The organism is Saccharopolyspora sp. NPDC000359 (genome assembly GCF_040300525.1).
Classification (GTDB): domain Bacteria; phylum Actinomycetota; class Actinomycetes; order Mycobacteriales; family Pseudonocardiaceae; genus Saccharopolyspora.
Genome location: NZ_JBEPDU010000002.1, coordinates 119,467 through 120,517 on the forward strand (window position 1 = coordinate 119,467; position 1,051 = coordinate 120,517).

Genomic DNA, 1,051 nt, shown 5'->3' on the forward strand with positions numbered 1-1,051 from the left:
CCATGACGACGAGCATCGAACGCTCAACGAAGCGGGACGCACTCCTGCCGGAACAGAGTCCGGACCGGCTCGCCCCAGGGCGAGCGAGCAGGAATCTGCGCCCCGGGGATCCGGTCCGGCTGCTCGTCGTCGACGACCACCCGGTGGTGCGCGAGGGAGCGGGCATGCTCCTGGCGGCCAGCCGGGCGGTGAAGGTGGTGGGGGCTGCCGGTTCGGGCGCGGAGGCGATCGAACTCGCCGCCACCACGCGGCCGGACGTGGTGCTGCTCGACCTCCGGTTGCGGGATCTGCTCGGCCCGGAGGTCGTCGCCGAACTCCGCCGCGTCGTTCCGGGAGTGCGAGTGGTCATCTTCACCGCCTACCCCGAGCACGCGGCGGTGCAGTCGGCCATCGACGCGGGAGCGCAGGGCGTGCTGGTCAAGGACTCCGCCCGAAGCGACATCGTGGGCACCGTGCTCGCGGCGGCCCGGGGCGACGCACCGCGCCCGCCCGCCCGCGGCAACCCCGTCGGCGACGACCGCGGGGGCTCGCTGATCACCGCCCGCGAGTACGACGTGCTGCGCCGGGTGGCGGTGGGCGAGAGCAACCCGGAGATAGCCGAAGCCATGTACCTGTCCCGCAACACCGTCAAGAGCTACCTGCAGAACGCCTGCCGAAAACTGGGAGCGCGCAACCGGGTCGAGGCCATCGCCAAGGCCCGCGACCTCGGCCTGCTGTGAGACGCGGCTGACCCGATCCCGGCCCGAGTTCTCCCTGCGGAGAGCTCGGGCCGGAACGCGTTCGCGCCGACGTCGTGCACAGTGGGCCTCGCACAGTGGACTTTCGGACTCGTGACGGCCGAGCCGAGCCGGTCGCAGCCCGGCCGTCCGGCGGTTCACAGCGCGGGCCTGCCGCGAGGTGCACCTGATCACACCGCATCCCGCTGCGCCGACCAGGTCCGCGACGTCGACGGAGTGCGCTGCCCGTCTATGTGCCGGCCGCTGCCGCCGGGTCACCGGACGTGACCCGGCGGCAGCGGCAGCGGCAGCGGCAGCGGCAGCGGATTAGGCTG

Annotated in this window: 1 protein-coding gene; it reads left to right on the forward strand. The window is 73.0% G+C overall.

Annotation, left to right across the window (positions count from 1 at the left end):
- Window positions 1-2 precede the first annotated feature (2 nt).
- Window positions 3-719 carry a response regulator gene (locus ABT324_RS02575; protein ID WP_351170409.1) on the forward strand — a complete coding sequence of 239 codons (717 nt, stop codon included), beginning with the start codon at window positions 3-5 and terminating at the stop codon, window positions 717-719.
- Window positions 720-1,051: the final 332 nt, after the last annotated feature.

Coding starts and splice junctions, on each gene's coding strand:
- ABT324_RS02575 (WP_351170409.1), top strand. CDS start 3: ATGACGACGAGCATCGAACGCTCAACGAAGCGGGACGCACTCCTGCCG.